The organism is Leclercia tamurae, assembly GCF_025566055.1.
GTDB classification, from domain to species: Bacteria; Pseudomonadota; Gammaproteobacteria; order Enterobacterales; family Enterobacteriaceae; genus Enterobacter; species Enterobacter tamurae.
The window spans coordinates 121334-145010 of sequence record NZ_JAMHKS010000070.1; the positions used below are offsets into that span (position 1 = coordinate 121334).

Annotated in this window: 21 protein-coding genes and 2 pseudogenes; 12 read left to right on the top strand and 11 right to left on the bottom strand. The window is 57.9% G+C overall.

Features of this window, described 5'->3' with window-relative positions:
- Positions 1-39: 39 nt before the first annotated feature.
- Positions 40-534 carry a PadR family transcriptional regulator gene (locus M8318_RS08355; protein WP_262661943.1) on the top strand — a complete coding sequence of 165 codons (495 nt, stop codon included), beginning with the start codon at positions 40-42 and terminating at the stop codon, positions 532-534.
- Here the strand turns inward: M8318_RS08355 and M8318_RS08360 are convergent.
- A complete protein-coding gene (locus tag M8318_RS08360) occupies positions 531-2090 on the bottom strand; it encodes a methyl-accepting chemotaxis protein (RefSeq protein ID WP_262661944.1) in 1560 nt (519 codons plus the stop codon). The two genes, M8318_RS08355 and M8318_RS08360, sit on opposite strands and share 4 nt — an antisense overlap.
- A 326-nt stretch (positions 2091-2416) precedes the next feature.
- A complete protein-coding gene (locus M8318_RS08365) occupies positions 2417-3937 on the bottom strand; it encodes a methyl-accepting chemotaxis protein (protein WP_262661945.1) in 1521 nt (506 codons plus the stop codon).
- A gap of 430 nt (positions 3938-4367) precedes the next feature.
- On the opposite strand from M8318_RS08365, the gene ygjG reads away from it, so the two are divergent.
- A complete protein-coding gene (gene ygjG, locus M8318_RS08370; RefSeq protein ID WP_262661946.1) occupies positions 4368-5747 on the top strand; it encodes a putrescine aminotransferase in 1380 nt (459 codons plus the stop codon).
- Positions 5748-5837: 90 nt separating this feature from the next.
- Here the strand turns inward: ygjG and M8318_RS08375 are convergent, their stop codons facing one another.
- The gene (locus tag M8318_RS08375; protein ID WP_269468340.1) at positions 5838-6419 is read right to left on the bottom strand and encodes a helix-turn-helix domain-containing protein; all 582 of its coding nucleotides are present in this window, start codon (positions 6417-6419) and stop codon (positions 5838-5840) included.
- A 63-nt stretch (positions 6420-6482) separates the two neighbouring features.
- Here M8318_RS08375 and M8318_RS08380 point away from each other — a divergent pair, with 63 nt between their 5' ends.
- On the top strand, positions 6483-7172 hold the full coding sequence (locus M8318_RS08380) for a B3/B4 domain-containing protein (RefSeq protein ID WP_262661948.1): 690 nt from the start codon (positions 6483-6485) through the stop codon (positions 7170-7172).
- A gap of 58 nt (positions 7173-7230) precedes the next feature.
- Here M8318_RS08380 and M8318_RS08385 read toward each other — a convergent pair.
- Positions 7231-7452: pseudogene (locus M8318_RS08385) on the bottom strand (antibiotic biosynthesis monooxygenase); the annotation flags it as partial.
- Positions 7453-7465: 13 nt separating this feature from the next.
- Here M8318_RS08385 and M8318_RS08390 point away from each other — a divergent pair.
- From M8318_RS08390 to M8318_RS08405, 4 genes and pseudogenes are all read left to right on the top strand, one after another.
- Positions 7466-7716 (top strand): annotated as a pseudogene (locus M8318_RS08390) (recombinase family protein); the annotation flags it as partial.
- A gap of 58 nt (positions 7717-7774) precedes the next feature.
- Complete coding sequence (locus M8318_RS08395; RefSeq protein ID WP_262661949.1) at positions 7775-8296, top strand: PAAR domain-containing protein; 522 nt, start codon at positions 7775-7777, stop codon at positions 8294-8296.
- Positions 8297-8298: 2 nt separating this feature from the next.
- Positions 8299-9477: a hypothetical protein gene (locus M8318_RS08400; protein WP_262661950.1), complete on the top strand. Its 1179-nt coding sequence runs from the start codon at positions 8299-8301 to the stop codon at positions 9475-9477.
- Positions 9478-9479: 2 nt separating this feature from the next.
- On the top strand, positions 9480-9875 hold the full coding sequence (locus tag M8318_RS08405; protein ID WP_262661951.1) for a hypothetical protein: 396 nt from the start codon (positions 9480-9482) through the stop codon (positions 9873-9875).
- A gap of 185 nt (positions 9876-10060) precedes the next feature.
- Here M8318_RS08405 and lsrG read toward each other — a convergent pair whose 3' ends face one another.
- Genes lsrG through lsrA form a run of 6 tightly spaced genes read right to left on the bottom strand, consistent with a single transcriptional unit; the run spans position 10061 to position 15747 of the window.
- Complete coding sequence (gene lsrG / locus M8318_RS08410; RefSeq protein WP_166184135.1) at positions 10061-10354, bottom strand: (4S)-4-hydroxy-5-phosphonooxypentane-2,3-dione isomerase; 294 nt, start codon at positions 10352-10354, stop codon at positions 10061-10063.
- On the bottom strand, positions 10351-11238 hold the full coding sequence (lsrF, locus tag M8318_RS08415; protein WP_262661952.1) for a 3-hydroxy-5-phosphonooxypentane-2,4-dione thiolase: 888 nt from the start codon (positions 11236-11238) through the stop codon (positions 10351-10353). The genes lsrG and lsrF overlap by 4 nt, the downstream gene beginning before the upstream one ends.
- An 11-nt stretch (positions 11239-11249) precedes the next feature.
- Complete coding sequence (gene lsrB / locus M8318_RS08420) at positions 11250-12251, bottom strand: autoinducer 2 ABC transporter substrate-binding protein LsrB (protein ID WP_225760145.1); 1002 nt, start codon at positions 12249-12251, stop codon at positions 11250-11252.
- Positions 12251-13231: an autoinducer 2 ABC transporter permease LsrD gene (gene lsrD, locus M8318_RS08425; protein ID WP_262661953.1), complete on the bottom strand. Its 981-nt coding sequence runs from the start codon at positions 13229-13231 to the stop codon at positions 12251-12253. The genes lsrB and lsrD overlap by 1 nt, the downstream gene beginning before the upstream one ends.
- Positions 13232-14263: an autoinducer 2 ABC transporter permease LsrC gene (gene lsrC / locus M8318_RS08430; protein ID WP_106994754.1), complete on the bottom strand. Its 1032-nt coding sequence runs from the start codon at positions 14261-14263 to the stop codon at positions 13232-13234.
- Positions 14260-15747, bottom strand: coding sequence for an autoinducer 2 ABC transporter ATP-binding protein LsrA (lsrA, locus tag M8318_RS08435; RefSeq protein WP_262661954.1), 1488 nt, complete (start codon positions 15745-15747; stop codon positions 14260-14262). Before lsrA ends, lsrC begins: the two co-directional genes overlap by 4 nt.
- 214 nt (positions 15748-15961) lie before the next feature.
- On the opposite strand from lsrA, the gene lsrR reads away from it, so the two are divergent.
- The 3 genes from lsrR (at position 15962) to M8318_RS08450 (ending at position 20732) form a co-directional block, all read left to right on the top strand.
- A complete protein-coding gene (gene lsrR, locus M8318_RS08440) occupies positions 15962-16933 on the top strand; it encodes a transcriptional regulator LsrR (RefSeq protein WP_262661956.1) in 972 nt (323 codons plus the stop codon).
- 37 nt (positions 16934-16970) lie between these two features.
- Positions 16971-18551: an autoinducer-2 kinase gene (lsrK, locus tag M8318_RS08445; protein ID WP_262661957.1), complete on the top strand. Its 1581-nt coding sequence runs from the start codon at positions 16971-16973 to the stop codon at positions 18549-18551.
- A gap of 159 nt (positions 18552-18710) precedes the next feature.
- A complete protein-coding gene (locus tag M8318_RS08450) occupies positions 18711-20732 on the top strand; it encodes an NADPH-dependent 2,4-dienoyl-CoA reductase (RefSeq protein WP_262661958.1) in 2022 nt (673 codons plus the stop codon).
- 47 nt (positions 20733-20779) lie between these two features.
- Here M8318_RS08450 and rlmG read toward each other — a convergent pair whose 3' ends face one another.
- The gene (gene rlmG / locus M8318_RS08455; protein WP_262661960.1) at positions 20780-21916 is read right to left on the bottom strand and encodes a 23S rRNA (guanine(1835)-N(2))-methyltransferase RlmG; all 1137 of its coding nucleotides are present in this window, start codon (positions 21914-21916) and stop codon (positions 20780-20782) included.
- An 85-nt stretch (positions 21917-22001) separates the two neighbouring features.
- Between rlmG and M8318_RS08460 the strand changes: the two genes are divergently transcribed.
- The gene (locus tag M8318_RS08460; RefSeq protein ID WP_032614308.1) at positions 22002-22490 is read left to right on the top strand and encodes a YgjP-like metallopeptidase domain-containing protein; all 489 of its coding nucleotides are present in this window, start codon (positions 22002-22004) and stop codon (positions 22488-22490) included.
- Between the two features lie 70 nt (positions 22491-22560).
- Positions 22561-23559 (top strand): Gfo/Idh/MocA family protein, encoded by a 999-nt coding sequence (locus M8318_RS08465; protein WP_106994760.1) that lies wholly within the window; start codon positions 22561-22563, stop codon positions 23557-23559.
- The last annotated feature ends 118 nt before the right edge of the window (positions 23560-23677 follow it).

Consider the following 23677-nt stretch of genomic DNA (forward strand, 5'->3'; position numbering starts at 1 on the left):
TAGATATAAATTAGATATATCAAAATAAAGGAAAATCCTATGCGACAGGCACACGAAGGCGGCGGACGCCGTCAGCGCTTTTTTGGTCACGGTGAGTTAAGACTGGTGATTCTGGACCTCCTGACCCGCAATGCCAGCCACGGTTATGAGCTGATTAAAGAGATTGAAAGCATGACCCAGGGAAACTACACGCCGAGCCCCGGGGTGATCTATCCGACGCTGGATTTTTTGCAGGATCAGGCATTTATCACCATCACCGAAGAAGAGAACGGGCGCAAACAGATTGCCATCACCGTAGCCGGGCAGCGCTGGCTGGATGAGAACCTGGAGCAGCTTGAGAACATTCAGGCGCGCATCAAAGCACGCTGCGTAGGTTTCCAGCTGCGTAAAAACCCGCAGATGAAGCGGGCCCTCGACAATTTTAAAGCGGTGCTGGATTTGAAGGTCAATCAGGAAGGATTAAGCGACGCGCAGCTGAAACAGATTATTGAGGTTATTGACCGCGCGTCGCTGGAGATCAATCAGCTGGATTAAGCAGTAACTTCTCCGCGTACGCGGAACACTTTCACCAGATCTTTCAGGTTCAGCGCCTGCTCGTTCAGGGATGAGGCCGCCGCAACAGACTCCTCCACCAGAGCGGAGTTCTGTTGGGTGGTAGAGTCAATCAGGCCAATCGCGCTGTTGATCTGCGAGATCCCTTCCGTCTGCTCATGGCTGGCCTGGCGGATCTCCCGCAGGATCACATCCATCTCCTCGACGTTACCCACCATGCCGTTAATCAGCCCGCTGGCTTTCTCCACCAGCGCCATCCCGTCCTGGGTCTGGCTGGTTGAGCTTTCAATCAGCTGGCGGATTTCACTGGCCGAGGTGGCGCTCTTCTGCGCCAGCTGGCGAACTTCACCGGCCACTACCGCAAAGCCGCGACCGTGTTCACCCGCGCGTGCCGCCTCTACCGCCGCGTTCAGCGCCAGAATATTGGTCTGGAAAGCGATGGAGTCGATCAGGTTGATAATGTCGGACATCCGGTTCGAGGTCTCGCTAATCAGGCGCATTTTACTGGTGACCTGCTTCATCATCTCGCCGTTGTTTTTTACCACTTTGGCCGCATCCGCAGAGAGAGTGGTGGCTTCACCGGTATGTGACGCGGTGTTTTTCACCGTCGCGGTGATCTGCTCCATCGATGCCGCCGTTTGTTCCACCGAGCTGGCCTGCTCTTCGGTTCGCGCCGCCAGGTCCTGGTTGCCCGCCACAATCTGCGCCGCCGCGGTGGAGATATTTTCCGAACCGAACTGCACCTGCTGCACAATCTCCAGCAGACGGTTTTTCATCTCCATCAGCGCAGTGAGCAGCTGACCGGTTTCGTCTTTACCGTGGGAGGCGATGCTCCCGGTGAGATCGCCATCGGCAATCGACCGGGCAAAATCGACCGCCTGGCCCAGCGGACGGGTAATTGAGCGCACGATAAACCAACCCATCAGGCTGCCCACCGCCACGCTGAACAGGGTGATCAGGATCAGCAGCAGACGGTTGCTTCTGAAGTCGCCGTCCACCTCCACGCCTGCGCGTTGCATCTGCTTGTTCTGAATGGTAATCAGCTCCTGCACTTTGGCCTTATAGGCCTGCTGCAGGCTGAGGGTGGTGGTCATCATCTCCTGAATCGCACCCGCGCGATCGTTGCTCTGCACCGCCTGCAGGATGCGATAGCGAGAGTCGAGATATTGCTGGCGCACGCCGCGAATATCGGTCAGCACCTGCTGGGACGCCTTGTCCTGCAGGGCGTTGTTCAGATCGCCGAGGATCAGGGTAATGCGCTCGCTGATGGTCTTCAGCTTCTGCTCTGACTGCTCCCGGTACTGGCCCTGGTCATCCAGCAACATCAGCTGTTGGGTGCTAATAAATTCCTGGAAGTTTTCGATTAACTGGTTCGCTTTTACCGTTGTCGGATAATCGTTGCTGATAATGGATTGCATCCCGTTATTCGCCCGGTTAAGGCTCAACAGAGATAAACTCGCACTTATCCCCATCAGGACAATAAAGAACCCAAACGCCAGAAATAATTTTGTGCCGATCTTTACATCATGTAAGAACATATTTACTCCATCATTGTGATCATTTCTCAGACGATCAGCGTTATCGGTAACTTTCACGCTAACTTTATGACTTTGATCGCTTTTTTATTATATAAATCAGGCAATGGATAGGCGCAGACTATTAATTTTGTCTCATCGATCGTTATGTAACCACCGGAGAGGTGTTTTTGACAGAGCATCGGGGGAAACTGACTTAGGCAGGGATAATTAACTGAGGCGGTTTATTTAGTTATTTAATATTACATTAACGGTAACTGATAAAAATAATCACAAATAAAGCCGTTCACCCTGTCAGGAGTAAACGGCCTTTTCGGAACCTTACTGACTTAATGGAGCACGGTTACGGCATCTTCCAGACGTTTAGCCCGGTGCTTCACCATCGCCGAGACCTGGGCGCTGGTTTCGACCAGCGCCGCGTTTTTCTGGGTAATGGAATCCAGTTCGGCTACCGCGCGAGTCAGCTCCGACAGGCCGGAGGCCTGCTCGGACGTAGACAGGCTGATCTCGGCGATCAGCCGGGTGACGTTCTGCACCTTCTCCACAATGTCATCCATGGTGCGTCCGGCGGCATGCACCTGCTCGGAACCGGACATCACCTTACTGGCGCTGGCGTCGATCAGCTTGCGGATATCGTTGGCAGCACTGGCGCTGCGGCTGGCCAGATGGCGTACTTCCCCGGCCACAACCGCAAAGCCTTTCCCCTGCTCGCCCGCCCTTGCGGCTTCCACTGCCGCGTTCAGCGCCAGGATGTTGGTCTGGAAGGCGATATCGTTAATCAGCTTGGTGATCGAGCCGATACGCTGGGTGCTGTCGGCAATTTCGTCCATGGTGTTGACCACGGTCTGCATCGCGTGTCCGCCCTGGGTGGCGGCGTCGCTGGCGGCGATGGAGAGCTTATCGGCGTCCACGGCGGTGCGGGTGTTGTTCTGCACCGTCATCGCCAGCTGGTTCATGGTCTCCACGGTCTGCTTCACGTTCGACACCGTCTGGTGGGTGCGATCGTTGAGGTCGTCATTCCCCTTCGCCAGCTGGTCGCTGCCGTCGCGCACGTTGATGACCTGGCTGGAGACATCATTGATCAGCCAGCGGCACATCAGGCCGAGCTGCCCGACCGCGCGCAGGGTCAGCCCCAGTTCGTCGCTGCGGTTAAAATGCTCAACGCTGTTGCGTTCGCCTGTCGCTACCTTCAGCGCCTGACGCGCCACGTTCTCGACCGGGCGCACAATCTGCTGCTCAAACAGCAGGGTTCCCAGCAACATCACCAGCGCGCTGACCCCCATTGCTGCCCAGCTCGCCCCGGTGGCGAACAGCGCGCCCGCCAGCACCAGGAACAGCGCGGCCATCACGCTGCGTACCCGCCAGCGCAGCGGCATCGCGGGCAGCTTGCCGGTCCAGCCTTTCGCCACCACCAGCCCTTTATGCACCCGCTTTTTACTGCGCCCTTCGTTGAGTGCTTTATATAAAGGTTCGACGGCGGCAATCTCCTCCGGCGTGGCTTTCACGCGGATGGACATGTACCCGGTGGTCTGGCCGTTGCGCACCATCGGCACGGCGTTAGCGCGTACCCAGTAGTGATCGCCATTTTTACGCAGGTTTTTCACGATGCCACTCCAGGGCTCACCCTGCTGCAGGGTGTACCACATGTCGGCAAAGGCGGCTTTTGGCATATCAGGATGGCGAACGAGATTGTGCGGCTGACCCACCAGCTCGCCCAGAGAGTAACCACTCACCTGGACAAAAGTGTCATTGGCCTGGGTAATGTAGCTGTGCAGATCGGTGGTGGACATCAGGGTAGTGTCATCTTTCAGTGGGTATTCACACTGTGTGACAAATTGTTGAGGCGACATAGGCATCCCTTGCAGGTTACTTGAATGTTATTTTTTGGGCGTAACGTTTTTTCGGCGTTAACGAATTTATCTTTAGTTGTTAAACATGCTCGAGATCGCAAAACGGGACTAAACCGCATTTTTTGTGTGTTTTTATAATCTATTGATATTAAATGATTTCGTATCGAAACTACTCCCAAAGGAGGATTATCCGCTCCGCCTGCCCGGCAGCAGATCGCACTAAAACAGGGCGAATGCACTGCAAACGCGCATTCTGCTGCAGAAAAATCCCGATGCGTTGCCGCCGACATTGCGTTTCGCATGATTAAATATTGTGTAACATTATTTTAACCTGGCGTTTATCCCGATTTTTGCCCCCTCACCGGAAGTGGCGCAAAGCCTGCAATACTTAATCCAGTATCATGTGATACGCCATTCCCGGGAGCACATCTTGAACAGGTTACCCTCCAGCGCATCGGCTCTTGCCTGTACCGCGCACGCACTGAATCTCATTGAGAAGCGAACGCTTGATCATGAGGAGATGAAACAACTTAACCGCGAGGTGATTGATTACTTCAAAGAGCATGTGAATCCCGGGTTTTTGGAATACAGAAAATCGGTAACAGCAGGCGGGGATTACGGAGCCGTAGAGTGGCAGGCGGGAAGTCTGAATACGCTTGTCGACACCCAGGGACAGGAGTTTGTAGATTGCCTGGGTGGATTTGGTATTTTCAACGTGGGGCACCGTAATCCAGTAGTGGTTTCCGCCGTACAAAATCAGCTTGCAAAACAACCCCTTCATAGCCAGGAACTGCTGGATCCCCTGCGGGCGATGCTGGCAAAAACGCTGGCGGCACTGACGCCGGGGAAACTCAAATACAGCTTCTTCTGTAACAGCGGCACGGAATCGGTCGAAGCGGCGATCAAACTCGCCAAAGCGTACCAGTCGCCGCGCGGGAAATTCACCTTTATTGCCACCAGCGGCGCCTTCCACGGCAAGTCGTTAGGTGCCCTCTCTGCCACGGCGAAATCCGCCTTCCGTAAGCCGTTTATGCCGCTGCTGCCGGGCTTCCGCCACGTGCCGTTCGGCGACATCAACGCCATGCGCTCCGCGCTGTCTGAATGCCGTAAAACCGGCGACGACGTGGCGGCGGTGATCCTTGAGCCTATCCAGGGCGAAGGCGGGGTGATCCTGCCGCCAGTGGGCTATCTGCCTGCGGTGCGTAAGCTGTGCGATGAGTTTGGCGCACTGCTGATCCTGGATGAAGTGCAGACCGGGATGGGGCGTACCGGCAAGATGTTTGCCTGCGAGCACGAGAACGTGCAGCCGGACATTCTGTGTCTGGCCAAAGCGCTGGGCGGCGGCGTGATGCCGATTGGTGCTACCGTCGCTACCGAAGAGGTCTTCTCGGTGCTGTTCGACAATCCATTCCTGCACACCACTACCTTTGGGGGTAACCCCCTGGCCTGTGCCGCAGCGCTGGCCACCATCAACGTGCTGCTGGAGCAGAACCTGCCCGCCCAGGCGGAGCAGAAAGGCGATATGCTGCTGGATGGCTTCCGCCAGCTCGGGCGTGAATACCCGGACCTGGTACAGGATGCGCGCGGCAAAGGGATGCTGATGGCGATTGAGTTTGTCGATAACGAAACCGGCTATAGCTTCGCGAGCGAGATGTTCCGCCAGCGGGTGCTGGTAGCGGGAACGCTCAACAACTCGAAGACCATCCGCATTGAACCGCCGCTGACGCTGACCATCGAGCAGTGTGAGCTGGTGTTGAAAGCAGCCCGGATGGCGCTTGAGGCGCTGCGCGTGAGTGTGGAAGAAGTGTAAAACACGCCGGGCGGCGCTGCGCTTGCCCGGCCTACATGATTCCGCGGAGTTTTGTAGGCCGGGCAAGCGTAGCGCCCCCGGCATCTCATGCTACCGATGAAACTCCGCCACCGTCATGGTGAACCGCAGCACGCTCTCCGCGTCGTTCCCATAGCTGTGCGCCGCTTCGGTTTTCGCTACTGCCGACGCGCCGGCGACCACCTGCGTGACGCTCTCTTCAACCTTCAGCGTTAATACCCCCGCCTCGACGTGAAGCAGTTCAAAGGTGCCTGCCGGATGGCCGGACGAGCTGAAGCTTTCTCCCGGCTGCATCTCCCAGCGCCACAGCTCGATCATATCCGGGCCTGCGGTGCCCGCCAGCAGCCGGGCGCTGCCGCCCTTCTCGCCGTGCCACAGCACCGGGATCGCCGCTTCTTCGATAACATGCACCAGCGGCTCGCTGGCGACGTTGACGATATCGGCCACCGAGACACCCAGTGCCGCGGCCAGCTTGCAGAGGATCGCAATGCTGGGGTTCGCGGCCCCTTTTTCGATCTCCACCAGCATCCCCTTGCTGACGCTGGCCCGGCGGGACAGCTCGTCCAGGGACAGCTTTTTCTCTTTCCGCCAGGTGCGGATACGGTTCGCGACCGCCAGGCTTACCTGGGCCACATCTGCGCCCTGCGCAGTCATTATATTGACTTTATCAGTCACTGGTCATTACCATGGTCTAAAACAGTCGATACAGGATTATTTATGTCTCCCCTCACGCCGTCAATAGATCCGCGTCTTGCCGGGATCGCCCCGGGGTTCCGCGCGCTGAGTATTGTGGTTGAAGCTGCGCCCATTACCGCCCCGGAGGTGGCCTCCGCCGCGTTAACCCAAGCCTGCCAGCAGGTCATCAACGATGACGTGCCCTGGGCCGAGGCCCATCTCGCTGCCTGGGATGAGGTGTTTAAAGCCTTCGGCGCTAAACCGAAACGTACCCCCTCCTCCGCCAGCGCCCTGCGCAAGCGGGTGCTGAAAGACGGTACGCTACCGCCGCTCGATCCGGTGGTGGATATCTACAATGCGATCAGCATCCGCTACGCCATTCCGGTGGGCGGAGAGAATCTCGCCGCCTATACCGGGGCACCGCGGCTGACGCTGGCCGACGGCAGCGAGCCTTTTGATACCTTTAAAGAGGGTCAACCCAGCGTGGAGTATCCCGATGCGGGCGAGGTTATCTGGCGGGATGACGTGGGAGTGACCTGCCGACGCTGGAACTGGCGACAGGGAGTGCGCACCCGGCTGGACAGCCAGGCGCAGACCATGTGGTTTATTCTCGAAAGCCTACCCGCCATGCCTTTATCAGCGCTGGAAGCAGCGGGCGATGAGCTGGTCAGTAACCTGCAGCGGTTGATGCCGGGCGCCACGGCGCGGGTTCAGATGCTGGCGCTGGTCTGAAAAACGCCGGGCGGCGCTGCGCTTGCCCGGCCTACAAAACCCAATTCCGCTATATGTGCTACGCCGGCATCAACCCGACAAAACAGCGTTTTTTACGCGGCTCCGACATCAGGTCCTCAAGCTTCTCGACGCACGCCAGATAGTGCGGGGTCTGCTTATGCGCCAGCACCGCTTCCTCATCCTTGTACGCCTCGTAGATAAAGAACCGGGTTTTCACCCGCGGGTCCTGCAGCACGTCGAACCGCAGGTTGCCTGGCTCCTGGATCGCCCCCTCATGGTGTAGTGGTCGAGTAATACTGGCCGCAATGTCACATAAGGCCTGGCTGAGCCGCCAGCGGCAAAACAGGGAATCGAACGGGCTCATACACTGGGAAAATACCGGGGAAAACAGGCCGATCAGGAACGACATCAGAAAGTCCTGTACTACCGGCAGGTCAAGAAACTGAGTATCCGTGAAACGGCAGATGCGACAGGGTACAGCACCTCCCAGATATGCCGCATTCAGGCACTACACCGGCAATCAGAAACGGGTAATTTTGGTTAAGTTGTGATTGTTGTATGATGCCAGTGAGGATAACCGCTTATATATTGAGGGATTAATGATGGCAAGAGCACTGGCCTGTCTTGGTGATAAAACGAGTTACGGAGAAATCATTTCAGCGACTGCGTCCTGGTTTGAAGGAAGTAAAGCAATAGCCCGGACCGGCGACAAGGCATCATGCTGCAAATGCAACGGGTATTTTGAAATCCTTGCCTCCGCGCAGGACTGGGCAGAAGAAGGCAAAGCGTATGCGGCCACAGGTGACAGAGTGCTGTGCCGTTGCCCAGACCACTATGTTTACGGTTCAGCCACGCAGTCTACCAGCACAGGCACTGGCTCCCTGACCTCCCGCAATACCAGTCAGTCGCCTGTCCCGGCGCAGCAGGCACAGGATTCCGGCGCCCGGAACTGTATTCGCTTTCAGTGCGCCGGTGACGATGGCCAGCTAATGGCTGGTTGCCGCTACACTCTGATGTTCCCGGACGGACGTTCTGAAGCTGGTGTTACCGATGAACACGGGGTTACCGGATGGCATTATGCTGAATCCGCTGAAAATATTAACCTGCATATATTAATGGATTAATTATGGCTGTTTACCATCTCAGTACCCGTATTAACTCTAATGTCCCGGCTGATTCTTTGCTGTATGACCTGTGCATTTATCGCATGGACTCCAGCAGGAATAAATCCCCCTTGGTGGATACGAAGCAACAGCCGTTTCTGGGCAATTATGAAACACAGAGTCACATGACCGGAAATATAAACGAGTCACTCTCGACAATTTATATTATGGAAATGAAACTTTATCGAAAAACCATGTTGCATACGCACTGTGTTATACCTGTTCCGTTCACTAAAATGTACACGCTGGAAGAATTTTCGTCAGGCAAATCCTGGTCTCCGGTGAAGCGGGAGAACCCCTGTTATTTTGAGTCAAAAGGGACAATGAAACCTGAGAGTCAGGGGGGCGAAACAAAGCTGATTAAAATCACCATCCCGGAACGTCAATTTATTGCAAAGGAATACCCCATTGGCAATCCCAGAGACCCTTTTGATAAAAATTTAATAGAACGTCAAATAGATGAAAGATTTAACGGATTTGATTTCCCTAATCAAATAGCAGCAAGTGTATGTGGACCTGCTGCATTTTTTTACTGTGTGCTAAAGGATCGCCCTGATGTGTATGCGCAAGCTGCCCGTGAACTTTGGAGGTACGGGAAAACTAAAATAGGTGACTTAATCATCTCACCTGGTGAAGGTTGCCGACACCCAACAGGTACATTTTACTTTGATGACGGCAGGCCAAAGATAGCCGGTACTGACTGGATGACGCTGGCCGGGCTAAGGGATTCAGAGAATACTGTGCTGAGCTTTGATGCTCTTGATTCTCCAGTGGCGGGGATCACAATGTGGCAAACACTGACGGAGTGGTTTGAAAAGGCCGGTTATGAAATAGTTTTTAGTAATGTAGGGATCACTCAGGCAGGAGTCCAGGGAATCAGAGATTTAAATAAGTATGTAGAGCAAGGTTATAAAGTCGTGACATTAATAAATGATGGACTGCTTGAAGGTAGTACAAATCCCACAACATTACCTACACACTGGGTTGTATGGGATGGTTCTGTAACGCAAGGTGACAATGGATATGTTAGTTTGAAATTATTTTCTTGGGGGAAAACAAGAAACTGGATAAAGCCTAAAAGAGATCTGCAATTTTTCATTAACAGATTTTTTGGAGGAATGGTTTTTAAGCCATTGAAATAAAAATGAGAAAAACATTTTTTATTTTATTTTTGCTTTTATTATCCGCCTGTTCGTTACAGGCAGAATTTACTCCAGAAGGAGAAACTCTTCATGACGCAACTGTTGGGGTACCCTATTATAACCAAATAAATATATTTGGTGGAATAGTTCTTTCTTATGATATTTATGGTAAGCAAGTCATTGCAGGAGATATTTATCCAGATAATTTAGGTCTCCACCTACAGTATTGTGATGATAATGAATTCAATAATTGCATTCAGATTAGGGGGACACCAACAAAAGCAGGTATAGCTAAAGTACGAATACATGGCGGCTTAGGTGGCGGAATGCTTTCAAAATCAGGAGATTTCGACAAAACCTATACTATTACGATCAAAGATTCAGAAGGATCTTCTTAAGATCGTTTTAGAGAAGATCTCAGCATCGCTCATCAAGATACGAGAATCCGCTCAGAGAGCGGTTTTCTCACACCTGAGTGGTTAAAAAAAAACCTTAACGTACAATAATCTTCGATATCCAAACTGACCCCGAATTGTGCGGACTGATGCCCGGTGGCGCCACCGGGCATCAGCCCGCACAATTGCTACGCCGGCATCAACCCGACAAAACAGCGTTTTTTACGCGGCTCCGACATCAAATCTTCAAGCTTCTCGACGCACGCCAGATAGTGCGGGGTCTGCTTATGCGCCTGCACCGCCTCCTCATCCTTGTACGCCTCATAGATAAAGAACCGGGTTTTCACCCGCGGATCCTGCAGCACGTCGAACCGCAGGTTGCCTGGCTCCTGGATCGCCCCTTCGTGATTGGCGCGAAACACCTCCAGAAACTCGTCCACCCTGTCCGGCTTAATGTTGATCTCCACTAAGGTCACGTTCATTGCACTTCTCCTTGTTTTTCCTCCTGCCAGAACTGGTACGCCTCGTGGGCGCTCATCTTCTCGTGCACCACCTTCTTCACCGCCTTCAGCATCGCCAGCGGCGCGCTGGACTGGAAGATGTTCCGTCCCATATCGACACCCGACGCCCCCTGGTCGATGGCGCGGAAGCACATCTCCAGCGCCTCAAGCTCCGGCAGCTTTTTGCCCCCGGCGATAACAATCGGCACCGGGCAGCTGGCGGTCACTTTCTCGAACCCTTCTTCCACAAAATAGGTTTTAACGAACTGGGCTCCCATCTCGGCGGCGATGCGGCTGGCAAGGGAGAAGTAGCGCGCATCGCGGGCCATCTCCTTGCCGACCCCGGTCACCGCCAGGGTCGGGATGCCGTAACGATTGCCCGCATCCACCAGCTTGATGATGTTATTGATCGACTGGTGTTCATACTCGCTGCCGATATAGACCTGCGCCGCTACCGCGCAGACGTTCAGGCGCAGGGCATCTTCCATCGCCACCGCCACACACTCGTTGGAGAGTTCACCCAGCATCGAATTGCCCCCGGAGGCGCGCAGCACCACCGGTTTATTGGTGGCGGGCGGCACGGTGCTGCGCAGAATACCGCGGGTACACATCAGCACGTCGGTTTCGGCAAACAGCGGCGCAATGGAGAGATCGATGCGCTCCAGCCCGGTGGTCGGCCCCTGGAAATAACCATGATCGAAGGCCAGCATCACCGTGCGGTTGCTGGCGGGATTGAAGATCCGCGCCAGACGTGACTGCATTCCCCAGTCCAGCGCCCCGCAACCCTTCAGGGTAAAAGGCACGTTCTGCTGCGGTCGGTCGATGCCAAAGTTCTTACCTTCTTTGATGTCGTCTAAATCAGCCATGTTCCCCCCTGTCAGAAGTCGTAGTTGTTGATGTTCTCTTTGGTGAACACCACCCGCTCCGGCAGCAGCACGATGCCATTGCCTTTCGCTTCATACTGATAGCCCTGGACGCTGTTCGGCTCCACCTTCAGCGTGCCGATATCCTTCACTTCCACGCTGTCGCCGACGTTAAGATCGCCTTTTTTCAGCAAACGATCGGCGACATTGACCGCAATTTTGCCCTGTTGCACCACATCCCACAGACCAAAGGCTTTCACCGTGCCGCGCTCCACGTATGGACGCATCACGTTCGGGGTGCTGAAGCCGACGATCGCCACCCCTTCACGCTTCAGGTTTTCTGCCGCCTGGGCCGCCGCAGGCAGGGCGTTGGCATCCGGGGCGATGATCGCATCCAGATCCGGGTACGCTTTTAAGATCCCTTCGGCGGTCTGCAGGGATTTGGTGGCATCGTTATAGCCAAACTGGGTGGTGACGATCTGCCACTCGGGGTGCTCTTTGGCGATTTTGGCTTTCGCCGCGTTCACCCACTGGTTCTGATCGGTAACGGTGGGACTGGAGTAGAAGAAGGCCACTTTGGCGGCCGGTTTGGTGACCTGCTTCGAGGCCATCTCCACCAGCAGGCCGCCGAGCTGTTCCGGGGTGCCCTGGTTGATGTAGATGCTGCGGCACTCCGGTTTGGTGTCGGAATCCCAGGTCAGGACTTTCACCCCGCGCTGCATGGCGCGTTTCAGTGCCGGGCAGAGGCCATCCGGCGATACCGCCGAGACGATAATGGCGTTGTAGCCCTGGTTAACGAAGTTATTGATCAGCTGCACCTGCCCGGAGACGCTCGGCTCGGTCGGGCCGTCGTAGGTGACCTCCGCCCCCAGCGCTTTACCCGCCTCTTTTGCGCCATTGCCGCCGCTGGTAAAGAAGCCGACCCCCACCAGTTTCGGGATAAACGCGATGCGATCCGCCGCCTGCGCCGTCGCCACGCTTAACGCCACGGCCAGCACCATCAGTTTTATTTTCATCATACGCTCCGGGTATTTTTTGTGAGAAGAGACCGCACCCATTCACGATGCAGGCTCAGCGAACGCCCCATCACCACCACAACCAGCAGCGCCCCTGACAGCGCGCTCGACACCTGATTGGGGATGCCAACCATCTGTAATCCCTGCTGCAGATACCCCACCAGCAACGCCGCCAGCGCCGTACCCAGTACCGAACCTGAACCGCCGTAGATATTCGCCCCGCCGAGCACCGCCGCGGTAAGCGCAGGCATCAGCAGGTCGCGCCCCAGATCGGAACGCGCCGAACCGAAATAGGAGACCATCACCAGAGCGGCAATCGCCGAGGCGACGCCCACCAGGCCATACAGCGCATAGGGCATGCCGTTCACCGACAGGGCCGCATAGCGCGCCGCGCGCGGGTTCTGCCCAATCAGAAACAGGTGGCGGCCAAAGCGCCCGCGGTGGACGATCAGCCAGAAGAAGAAAGTAATAAATGCGAACAGCACCAGCGGGATCGGCAGGCCGATAACCGTCAGGTTGGCAAAGGCGGTGAAGCTCTCCGGAAAGCCGCCAATGCCTTCGTAGCCGGTCGCCCCGGCCATTCCCGACAGCAGCAGCGCCCCGCCGCCGTACAGGTAGAGAGTGCCGAGGGTGATCACCAGCGGGCTGATGCCGGTGTAGTGGATCAGCAATGCGTTAAACAGGCCGCACAGCAGCCCGAGCAGCAGGGTGAGCGGGACCGCCGCCACCATCGGCACACCGGATTGCATCATTACCCCCAGGGCGATGGCGCACAGGCCGATGGTCGAGCCGAGCGAAATGTCGATCCCGCCGCTGATGATCACCAGCGTCAGCGGCAGGGCCACGATGCCGATGCAGATAAAATCGCTGGTACTGAACAGCAGCATGTTGATGTCGAGCATCCGCGGGTTGAGGGTGCCAAACAGCAGGATCTCCAGCACCAGTAACAGCAGCAGCGCCCACTCCCAGTTAAACTTCATCTACGCCACCTCTTTGTTGCGTTTGCGAAACGGGGTGACGTGCTTACCCCCTTTGTTGCCCGGCTGGAAACGGCTGTACTTCAGCGCTCGCTGATGACGCGCCAGCGCCTGGCGCAGCCGCCCGTCAAGCACCAGCACCCCCAACAGCACGAGGCCAGCGATAAAGTCATTCCACCAGGCCGGGAGACGGAACAGCACCAGCACGGTGTCGATCTGGGTCAGGAAGAAGGCCCCCAGCAGCGCGCCGATTAAAGTCCCGGTGCCGCCGAGCAGGGAGATGCCCCCCAGCACGCAGGCGGCGATAGCCTTCATCTCCAGCCCGCTGCCGGTCTGGTTCGGCACGAAGCCGATCTGCGCGGCGAAGACGATCCCGGCGCAGGCCGCCAGCACGCCGTTGAGGGTAAAGGCCGCCATCCGGGTGCGGTTCACCGCCACGCCCAGCTGACGGGCGGCGGCAAGGTTATCCCCGACGGCGTAAAAATCCCGGCCAAAGGCGGTGCGCGACAGGATCCACGCTCCGAGGGCGGCGATCGCCAGCACCACCATCCCCAGCGGTGAGATGCCGAGCGCCACCGGCTCCGACAGCGCTTTGAGGCTCACCGGCAGGCCTTCAATCCACTTCCCGCCGGTCCAGAGCAGCATCACCCCGCGCCATAGCCCCAGCGTACCGAGGGTGGCGACAATCGCCGGAATGCGCAGCCCCACCACCAGCAGGCCGTTGAAGGCCCCCGCCAGCGCCCCGATCGCCAGCGCAAACAGGATCGCCACCGGCAGGCCGTAGCCGTTGTTCAGCGCTACCCCCACGGCGATGGCGCAGAGTCCGACAATCGAGCCGACCGAGACGTCAATGTTGCGGGTCAGCATCACCAGCCCGGCGCCGAGCGCCAGCAGGATCAGGATCTGCGAACTGGCAAAGATCATCCCCAGGGTCTGCAGGCTGAGGTAGGCCGGGTTAAGCGCCACCAGCACCACAAACAGGGCCAGGATCGCCAGCAGGGCGCTGAGCTCGCGGTTTTTCAGCAGTGTTTTCATGCCTGTCCTCCAAAGGCCAGGGCCATCATGCGGTCAAGACTGACGGCGTGGCGCGGCAGTTCCCCGCTCAGCACCCCCTGATGCATCACCAGCACCCGATCCGCCAGACCCGGAAACTCATCCATGTCGCTGGAGATCATCAGCACCGCCACGTTTTGTGCCGCCACGCTTTTGATCAGCTGATAGATATCGGCCCGGGCGGAGACGTCCACCCCGCGGGTCGGTTCATCGACGATCAGCAGCAGCGGATTGGCCTCCAGGCAGCGTGCCAGCAGCACCTTCTGCTGATTGCCCCCCGACAGGGTGCGCACGGTCTGATCCGGACCGTTGAGTTTGATCCCCAGCGCCCGGTGATAGCGTTCCACCACCGCCGCCTCGCGTTTGCGCTGCTGCCAGAGCGAGGGTTCATTCAGGGCCACCGTGTTCCAGCGGACCGGCGCATCAAGAAACAGGCCGGAGACCTGCCTGTCCTCCGGGAGATAGACCAGCCCTTTCTCCAGCCGGGCGCTGACCGGATCGCTGTCGATCTGCTGGTTTTCGAGCCAGATCTTGCCCCCGCGCGGCGGGCGCAGGCCGTACAGGGTTTCGGCAAACTCGGTGCGCCCGGAACCCACCAGCCCGGCCAGGCCGACGATCTCCCCGGCGTAGATCTCAAGATCCAGATCGATAAAGCCCTCCCCGGTGAGGCTCTCCACCCGTAGGACCGGGAAATCCTGGGCCTGGGTGCGGCGATTACCCGGCAGCGCCAGCCACAGCTTTTGCGTATCGCTCAGCCCCTGTTCGCGGCTGACCGGGGTCATGGCGGCAATCAGCGCATTATCATCAAACTGCGCGGTTTCACCGCTCAGGACGATCGCTCCGTCGCGCATCACCGAGACGTGGCTGGCGAGCTGGCGGATTTCGGGCAACTTGTGGGAGATAAAGACGATGCCAACCCCCGCGGCCTGTAAGGCGCGGATCTGGCGGAACAGGCGTTCGGTTTCCCCCGGGGTCAGCGAGGCGGTGGGCTCATCGAGGATCAGCATTCTGGCCTCGCGCATCAGCCCGCGCAGGATCTCCACCATCTGTTGATCCGCCACCTCCAGCGTGCTGGCCGCGGCGTCTAAATTGAGCTGGCACTGAAGCTGCTCCAGCTTATCGGCCAGCCGTCGGGCGATATCCTGCTCGCGCGGCAGACGGAAGAGGATGTTTTCCCGCACGCTGAGGTTCGGGAACAGCATCGGCTCCTGGGGCACCAGATAGATGCCAAGCTGGTGCGCCTGGCCCGGTTTGAGGCGAGCAAAAGGCTGCCCGCCGATAGAAAGTTCACCGCGATCGGCAGTTTCGACCCCGGCGACGATCTTCATCAGGGTCGATTTTCCCGCGCCGTTGCCGCCCATCAGGGCGTGCACCTGGCCCGCAAGCAGAGTGAAATCAATGTTTTTCAGTACAGGAACGCCGGAAAACTGCTTCTGGATCCCGCGCGCCTCGATAAGTGCTGTCATTATCGCTCCGCCATTGAACAAATGATTTTTGAAATTAATAATGTTCAAAAGCGTAGACGGTGAACTATATTTACAACCGTGCAGGGATCACAGTTTGATGGATATGATCCCGATAATGCAGAAACATTCCGGAATATCCGTTTTGCCGTGTGGCTCACACATTCAACCTGCGGCAGAGCGAACATATGATCTAAATTTTGATAAGAGTTCAAATATGGCTGAGAAACGCGTTGCCGAAGAGGGACGATTTGCCGGACTGGCACTAACGGAAGAGGAACTGGTGGCGCGCGTGGCGTGGTGCTACTACCACGACGGCCTGACGCAGAACGATATCGGCGAGCGGCTGGGATTACCGCGGCTCAAGATTTCGCGGCTGCTGGAGAAGGGTCGACAGTCCGGGGTGATCCGGGTACAGATCAACTCCCGCTACGAGGGCTGTCTGGCGCTGGAGACCGAACTCCAGCAGCGCTTCGGCCTGCGGCTGGCCCGCGTGCTGCCAGCCCTGAACACCCCGCCGATGAGCGTGCGTTTAGGCATTGGTGCCGCGCAGTCGTTAATGGGGGTGCTGGAACCCGGCCAGCTGCTGGCGGTGGGATTTGGTGAAACCACCATGAGCTGCATTCAGCACTTAAGCGGCTTTATCAGCTCCCAGCAGGTGCGGCTGGTGACGCTTTCCGGCGGCGTCGGACCTTACATGACCGGCATTGGCCAGCTGGACGCCGCCTGCAGCATCAGCATGATCCCTGCCCCGCTGCGGGTCTCATCCGCAGACGTGGCCGGGATTTTAAAGCGGGAGTCCAGCGTGCGGGATGTGATCCTCGCCGCCACTGCCGCCGATGTGGCGGTGGTCGGGATTGGCTCGGTGAACCAGCGCCGGGATGCCACCATCCTGCGCTCCGGCTATATCAGCGAAGGCGAGCAGCTGATGTTTGCCCGCAAAGGGGCGGTGGGCGATATCCTCGGCTATTTCCTTAACGCCAACGGCGAGCGGGTAGAGGAGCTGGAGATCCACCAGGAATTACTTGGCGTCACCCTCGATGAACTGGCGCAACTGCCGGTCATCGTCGGCGTCGCCGGAGGGGAAGAGAAAGCCGATGCGATTTATGCCGCACTGAACGGTCGCCGTATCAATGGCCTGGTGACGGAAGAGACGACAGCCCGCGCGGTGCTGGCTCTGGCAAAATAAGAGCCTGTCTGCCCTGCGCTTACGATGAGGCAAGCTCATGAGTTACCTTTTAGCGTTAGATGCAGGGACGGGAAGCGTTCGCGCCGTTATTTTCGATTTGCTGGGCAACCAGGTCGCTGTCGGCCAGGCGGAGTGGAAACACCTGAGCGTGGAGAACGTCCCCGGCTCGATGGAGTTTGACCTCGACACCAACTGGCGGCTGGCCTGCCAGTGTATTCACCAGGCGCTGGAGCGGGCGCAGCTGAGCCCGGCGGATATCCAGTCCGTCGCCTGCTGCTCGATGCGGGAAGGGATCGTCCTCTACGACCGCAAAGGCGACGCCATCTGGGCCTGCGCCAACGTTGATGCCCGCGCCAGCCGCGAAGTGTCCGAGCTGAAAGAGATCCACGACTTCCGCTTTGAATCCGAAGTGTATGACGTCTCCGGCCAGACCCTGGCCCTGAGCGCCATGCCGCGCCTGCTATGGCTCGCGCACCATCGCCCGGATATCTATCGCAACGCGGCCACCATCACCATGATCAGCGACTGGCTGGCGGCGAAGCTCTCCGGTGAGCTGGCGGTGGATCCGTCCAACGCGGGCACCACCGGCATGTTAGATCTCTTCTCCCGCGACTGGCGTCCGGCGCTGCTGGATATGGCTGGGCTGCGCGCCGATATTCTCTCCCCGGTAAAAGAGACCGGCACCCTGCTGGGTGCCGTTACGAAAGAAGCTGCACAGCAGAGCGGCCTGCGGGAAGGCACTCCAGTAGTGATGGGCGGCGGCGATGTGCAGCTGGGCTGTCTGGGACTGGGAGTGGTGCGCGCCGGACAAACCGCGGTGCTGGGAGGCACCTTCTGGCAGCAGGTGGTCAACCTGCCGCAGGTACGTACCGATCCGCAGATGAACATCCGCGTAAACCCGCACGTGATCCCCGGCATGGCCCAGGCGGAGTCGATCAGCTTCTTCACCGGACTGACCATGCGCTGGTTCCGCGACGCCTTCTGCGCGGAAGAAAAACTGATTGCCGGGCGGATGGGGATGGACACCTACGCCCTGATGGAGGAGATGGCCAGCCGGGTGCCGGCGGGCTCCCACGGGGTGATGCCGATCTTCTCCGACGCGATGCACTTTAAGCAGTGGTATCACGCCGCGCCGTCGTTTATTAACCTCTCCATCGACCCGGAAAAATGCAATAAAGCAACCCTGTTCCGGGCACTTGAGGAGAACGCAGCGATCGTCTCCGCCTGTAACCTGGCGCAGATATCGCAATTTTCCGGGGTGAATTTTGACGGTCTGGTGTTTGCCGGCGGCGGCGCGAAAGGGGCGCTGTGGAGCCAGATATTAAGCGACGTCACCGGCCTGCCGGTACGGGTGCCGGAGGTGAAAGAGGCCACCGCCCTGGGCTGCGCCATTGCCGCGGGAACCGGTGCCGGGCTGTATAGCGATATGGCCGCGACGGGCGAGAAGCTGGTGAAGTGGAGTCGGGAGTTTACGCCGAACCCGGCGCACCGGGAGCTGTACGACGGCATGATGCAGAAATGGCAGGCGGTGTATGCCGATCAGCTCGGACTGGTGGACAGCGGGCTGACCACCTCCATGTGGCAGGCTCCGGGACTGGTGCGGTCTGTGGCGCCGTAAAAAAAATGCCGGATGGCGCTATGCTTATCCGGCCTACAACTGCCCATACTTTTTGAATCTCATCACATTCATTCGATCCTTTTTTTACCTTTCTCCCGCCGCTGGCTAAATTAGTAACTCATCCGACCACATAACAATAATTTTACACTGGAAGCGTTTATGAGCCACTACCCGTCGCTGTTCGCCCCCCTTGATCTGGGGTTCACCACGCTCAAAAACCGTGTGTTAATGGGCTCGATGCATACCGGTCTGGAAGAGCGTCCGGACGGTGCCGAGCGGCTGGCCGCGTTCTACGCCGAACGCGCCCGTCACGGGGTGGCGCTGATTGTCACCGGCGGCGTGGCCCCTGCCCTTTCTGGCGTCGGGATGGAGGGCGGCGCGGTACTGAACGATGTGGCACAGCTGCCCCATCACCGGATCGTGACTGACGCGGTACACAACGAGGGCGGCAAAATCGCCCTGCAAATTCTGCATACCGGGCGCTACAGCTATCAGCCGAACCTCGTGGCACCGTCGGCGATCCAGGCCCCGATCAACCGCTTTACGCCCCACGCCCTCACCCACGATGAAATCCTCACGCTGATTGACGACTTCGCCCGCTGCGCTGCGCTGGCGCGGGAAGCGGGTTACGACGGCGTGGAGGTGATGGGCTCCGAAGGCTATCTGATCAACGAATTCCTCGCCGCGCGCACCAACCAGCGCGAGGACGAATGGGGCGGGGATTATGCCCGCCGGATGCGCTTTGCGGTTGAAGTGGTGCGTGCGGTGCGTGAACGCGTCGGGAGCGATTTTATTATCGTCTATCGCCTGTCGATGCTCGACCTGGTGGAGGGCGGCGGCACCTTCGAGGAGACCGTCCAGCTGGCGCAGGCGATTGAAGCGGCGGGCGCAACCATCATCAACACCGGGATCGGCTGGCACGAGGCACGGATCCCGACCATCGCCACCCCGGTGCCGCGCGCGGCGTTCAGCTGGGTGACGCGCAGGCTGAAAGGCAAAGTGTCGATCCCGCTGGTGACCACCAACCGCATTAACGATCCCCAGGTGGCGGACGATCTGCTCGCTAACGGCGATGCCGATATGGTGTCGATGGCGCGGCCTTTCCTCGCCGATGCGGAGATCCTCTCTAAGGCGCAAAGCGGTCGTGCGGATGAGATCAACACCTGTATCGGCTGCAACCAGGCCTGCCTGGATCAGATCTTCGTCGGCAAAGTGACCTCCTGTCTGGTCAACCCGCGCGCCTGCCATGAAACCAGAATGCCGGTGGTGCCAGCGGTAACTAAAAAACGGCTGGCGGTGGTAGGCGCTGGCCCGGCGGGGCTGGCGTTTGCGGTGAATGCCGCGTCGCGCGGGCACAGCGTGACGCTGTTTGATGCGCTGCCTGAGATCGGCGGGCAGTTTAATATCGCCAAACAAATCCCCGGCAAGGAGGAGTTTTACGAGACGCTGCGCTATTACGCGCGGATGATCGACCTCACCGGGGTCGATCTGCGGCTAAACCAGCGGGTGTCCGCGCAGGATCTGATCGACTTTGAAGAGACGATCCTTGCCAGCGGGATTGCCCCGCGCACGCCTGCGATCGACGGCATCGATCATCCGAAGGTAATGAGCTATCTCGAGGTGCTGCGCGACAAAAAACCGGTGGGCGATCGGGTGGCGATTATCGGCTGCGGCGGGATCGGGTTTGATACCGCCATGTACCTGAGCCAGTCGGGGGAACCCACCAGCCAGAACATCGCGGAATTCTGCGAGGAGTGGGGGATCGACACCAGCCTGAATCAGGTCGGCGGTTTGCGCCCGGAGGGACCACAGCTGCCAAAAAGCCCGCGTCAGATTGTGATGCTCCAGCGTAAGGCCAGCAAACCGGGGGAAGGACTAGGAAAAACCACCGGCTGGATCCACCGCGCCACCCTGCTCTCGCGCGGGGTGAAGATGATCCCAGGGGTGAGTTATCAGAAGATCGATGACGAGGGGTTACACGTATTGATCAATGGCGAGCCGCAGCTGCTACGCGTCGATCATGTGATTTTGTGTGCCGGGCAGGAGCCAAAACGCGATCTGGCGGAGCCACTGCGCGACGCGGGAAAAACGGTGCATCTGATTGGCGGGTGCGACGTGGCGATGGAGCTGGATGCAAGACGGGCGATTGCCCAGGGGACGAAATTAGCGTTGGAGATTTAACAGTCTTTGTAGGCCGGGCAAGCGCAGCGCCGCCCGGCATAACAATCTTAACGACGGCGACCCGTCTTAACCGCCTTCAACACCACGAACTTGTTGTTGGTGGCCACGGTGGTGCAGTTGCCGAAAATCTTCTTCAGCTTGTGGAAGTAGTCCAGGTGGCGGTTGGCCACGATGTACAGCTCACCGTTAATTTTCAGGCAGCGACGCGCGTGGTGGAACATCTCCCAGGCGACGTTATCGGTCAGGGCATGTTTCTGGTGGAACGGCGGGTTGCACAGCACGGCGTTAAAGCGGAACGGCTCCACGCCCGACAGCGCGTTGTTGATCATAAACTCGCAGCGATCCAGCGCTTCCGGCATGTTGGTTTCCACGTTCAGACGGCTGGACGCCACGGCCATTGGCGACTCATCGCTAAACACCACGCTGGCCTCCGGGTTCTTCGCCAGCAGCGTCAGCCCGATCACCCCGTTACCGCAGCCGAGGTCAACGATCTCCCCTTCCAGATTCTCCGGCAGATGCTCAAGGAAGAAGCGCGCGCCGATATCCAGACCGGTGCGGGAGAAGACGTTAGCGTGGTTGTGGATGGTCCAGTCGGTGCCTTCCAGCTTCCAGCTCAGGGTTTCTGGCGCGTCAGACAGGGCTGGCTCGCTGAAGGTACAGTTAATCAGGCGCGCTTTTTTCCACGCCAGGGTGGTGGTGGTTGGCCCCAGCACTTTCTCGAACAGCTCAATGGTCGAGGTGTGGATATCACGCGCTTTTGCACCCGCGATAATGCGCGTCTCGGGTGTTACGACCTTACGCAGCGCACGCAGCTGCTGTTCCAGCAGCGCCATGGTTTTCGGGATCTTAATCAGCACCACGCCCGGCGCCTGCGGATACTCCGCGGTGCTGTCGAGGAACTTCACGCTGCCTTCATCGAGCTCATTGTGGCGCAGGTTCTCGCGCGTCGCCAGCTCGCTTAAATAGGAGTCACCGATGCTGTACGGGGTATGTTCGACCAGCGCACAACCCAATGCGCCGAAAGCATCATTCAGGATCAGAACCGGGCCGCTAATTTCTGTCTCATCCAACTGTTGCAGCAGATATTCATCCGCCGCTTCCCACGCCTGAAGCGGGTTAACGTCGTCCGTTTCCGGGAAACGTTTTAAGTCGAGTGAACGGAAACCGTTGTCTAAGTGGCTCATCGGCCCTCCTGAGTGGTAAAATTTCGGCGTTATCCCTGAAAAGGGTGCGTGAGTATACCCGTTTTCAAATTATTTTGGGGTTTTGATGAACCAGCTGACTTATCTCCAGGGCTACCCGGAGCATCTGCTTTCCCAGGTCCGCACGTTAATTGCCGAGCAAAAGCTGGGGGCGGTGCTGGAAAAACGCTACCCGGGGACCCACGATTTCGCCACCGATAAAGCCCTCTGGCAGTATACGCAGGATCTGAAAAACCGATATCTGAAGAGCGCCCCGCCGATCAATAAGGTGATGTACGACAACAAGATCCACGTGCTGAAGAATGCCCTGGGTCTGCATACCGCCATCTCCCGCGTGCAGGGCGGCAAGCTGAAGGCCAAAGCCGAGATCCGCGTAGCGACCGTGTTTCGCAACGCGCCGGAAGCCTTCCTGCGCATGATTGTGGTGCATGAGCTGGCACACCTGAAAGAGAAAGAGCACGACAAAGCCTTCTACTCTCTGTGCTGTCATATGGAGCCGCAGTACCACCAGCTGGAGTTTGATACTCGCCTGTGGCTGACGCATTTATCGTTATAGCGCACAAGATTTGTCATCATCACGTGCTACAGTGGCAACAGGTTCCCAGCAACGGAGTTCGTGAACGTTTATGATACGTTTCGCAGTCATTGGGACGAACTGGATCACGCGCCAGTTCGTCGATGCCGCCCATGAGACCGGCAAATATAAGCTCACCGCAGTCTATTCCCGCAGCCTTGAACAGGCTCAGGCCTTTGCGAACGACTACCTTGTCGAGCATCTGTTTACCTCTCTGGAGGCGATGGCACAAAGCGATGCCATTGATGCGGTCTATATTGCCAGCCCGAATTCACTGCATTTCCCGCAGACGACGCTGTTCCTCAGCCACAAAAAGCATGTAATTTGCGAGAAGCCGCTGGCCTCCAATATCGATGAAGTCGAGGCGGCTATTGCGCTTGCGCGGGAAAACCAGGTGGTGCTGTTCGAAGCGTTCAAAACCGCCAGCCTGCCGAATTTCCTGTTGCTGCAGCAGTCCTTGCCGAAAATCGGCAAAGTGCGCAAAGCCTTTATTAACTACTGCCAGTATTCGTCGCGCTATCAGCGCTATCTCGACGGCGAGAACCCGAACACTTTTAATCCGGCGTTTTCTAACGGCTCGATTATGGATATCGGCTTCTACTGCCTGGCCTCGGCGGTGGCGCTGTGGGGCGAGCCGCACCGGGTTCAGGCCACCGCCAGCCTGCTGGAGAGCGGTGTTGATGCTCACGGTCTGGTGGTACTGGACTACGGTGATTTCAGCGTCACGCTTCAGCACTCCAAGGTGAGTGATTCGGTGCTGCCGAGTGAAATCCAGGGTGAGAACGGCTCGCTGGTTGTCGAGAAGATCTCCGAGTGCCAGAAACTGAGCCTGGTGCCGCGCGGCGGCAAGGCCCAGGAGCTGACGCAGCCTCAGCATATCAACACTATGCTGTATGAGGCAGAGGTGTTCGCGCGTCTGGTCGAAACCCAGGAAGTGAACCATCCGGGCCTGGCGGTAAGCCGTACCACGGCGAAGCTGCAGACCGAGATCCGTCGTCAGACGGGGGTGGTGTTCCCGGCGGATGGCCTGAATGCAGAAGTTACCGCGTAAAGCTGTGTAATGAATTAGTGCAGGTCATTGACGAAACCAATGACCTGACATATTTTGTTACCTGCAAAGGGGAGTAACTTCCTTGCCGGTGGATCGTCATTACGATGCGTATAAAACC